Source organism: Algoriphagus sp. CAU 1675 (assembly GCF_029222925.1).
Classification (GTDB): Bacteria; Bacteroidota; Bacteroidia; order Cytophagales; family Cyclobacteriaceae; genus Algoriphagus.
Genome location: NZ_JARHUI010000017.1, coordinates 1 through 1,090, shown reverse-complemented (window position 1 = coordinate 1,090; position 1,090 = coordinate 1). Strand labels below are relative to the sequence as shown.

At 55.1% G+C, this 1,090-nt stretch carries 1 protein-coding gene and 1 pseudogene; both read right to left on the bottom strand.

Annotated features, from left to right (window positions below):
- Positions 1–463, bottom strand: a pseudogene (locus P2G54_RS16460) (OmpA family protein); the annotation flags it as partial.
- A gap of 2 nt (positions 464–465) precedes the next feature.
- Positions 466–1,090: PorP/SprF family type IX secretion system membrane protein (locus P2G54_RS16455; protein WP_275872658.1), on the bottom strand; the 625-nt coding region annotated here is incomplete at its 5' end.

The following is a 1,090-nucleotide window of genomic DNA, read 5'->3' as shown; positions in this document are numbered from 1 at the left end:
TCAGCCCTTCCACGCCCTCCAGCTTCACACGCTTCTTCGAGGCGGTGCTCACAAAATGCTCTACCGAACCGGTCAGCGAGTCCAGCAGGCTGGCCTGCATCTGGGGCCTTCTCGCCTCCAAAACACCCCTGCCCTCTTCCTGCTTGCCCACTCGCTGGGCTGCGGTCAGCAGGCTCATGAAGTCGGACGTCTCTGCCTCCTCATAGCCCACTGCGTTCTTCCACCACTCGTAGGACTGCTCATAGTCACGCAGGATGTCGTGGGCCTGGGCGGCCTTCTTCGCAGTCTCGTACATAGGCTTCTTCGCATAGGCCTCCTCGTACAGCTGAACCGCGTTCCGGTAATTCATCAGCTCCATCTGCTCGTCTGCATAACGGATCTTGCTCCTCTGGGCCTCAGCTGCTCCTACCACTCCCAATAACAATCCGGCTGAGATGCTTAGTATCGTCAATGTCTTTTTCATAATCAGAACCATCTTTGGTTTTTCATAACTGCTTTTCTCGGGATCATATAGAAGCCCACGGAAAACTCATGCGAGTTGTTCCTGTAGTTGCTCAACACGTTCATGTTACGGTCATAGGCATAGCCCAGGCGGATCCTGTCGGTCGCAAAAAGCTCCACAATCGCCGCAACCGCGTTCCGGTTCGACAGGTTCGAAGCCAGGTTCTCGGTCCATACCTTCATGTTCGAACGGTAGGAGGCTCCCAACCAAAGCCGGTCGGCAAACAGGAACATCGCGTTGATGTCGTAGTTCATCGGCGCTCCCTTCACCTCCTTGATCAGGAAGCTCGGCTTGAACTTCACCGTCTCACTCAAGTCAAACAGCGCACCAGCCGTCAGGTAATAGTGCAGGTCGTGGTACGCCAGGGAAATGTCCTCCTTCTCCAGCGCACTCTTGCCCACCAGATTGTATACACTCAGACCCGCATAGAAACGCTCGTTGTGGTAAAACAGACCCGTGTTCAGATTCGGCGTGAACGTGTTCACCCTCCCCATCGGAATCTCCGAGTCGGGATAGTCGTTCGGGTCCAGCTCGCTGCCGTCTATCGAATATTCCGAAAATCCGACACTGGCTCCCAAACCCAGGAAC